We start from the raw sequence: 395 nt of genomic DNA on the forward strand, positions 1-395 counted from the left end.
TGGTGGAGGTTAACGGGATCGAACCGCTGACCCTCTGCTTGTAAGGCAGATGCTCTCCCAGCTGAGCTAAACCTCCATAAATAACATTTTAACTTAAAAATAAACTTTTGTCTAAAATAAAAGTGACCCGTACGGGATTCGAACCCGTGTTACCGCCGTGAAAGGGCGGTGTCTTAACCGCTTGACCAACGGGCCATAAAATATGTAGTAATACTTGGAAACGGAGAGCAAGGGATTCGAACCCTTGAGACGGTTATCCCGCCTACACGGTTTCCAACCGTGCTCCTTCGGCCTCTCGGACAGCTCTCCAAGATTTTTAAAAAATGGCTCCACAGGTAGGACTCGAACCTACGACCGATCGGTTAACAGCCGATTGCTCTACCACTGAGCTACTG

3 tRNA genes are annotated in these 395 nt (G+C 48.4%); all 3 read right to left on the minus strand.

What is annotated here, in order from left to right:
• A tRNA-Val gene (locus R8923_RS14275) sits at positions 1-76 on the minus strand.
• Between the two features lie 47 nt (positions 77-123).
• Positions 124-195, minus strand: a tRNA-Glu gene (locus R8923_RS14280).
• Between the two features lie 26 nt (positions 196-221).
• Positions 222-309, minus strand: a tRNA-Ser gene (locus tag R8923_RS14285).
• Between the last annotated feature and the right edge of the window lie 86 nt (positions 310-395).

The organism is Listeria tempestatis (assembly GCF_963575625.1).
GTDB lineage: Bacteria > Bacillota > Bacilli > Lactobacillales > Listeriaceae > Listeria > Listeria tempestatis.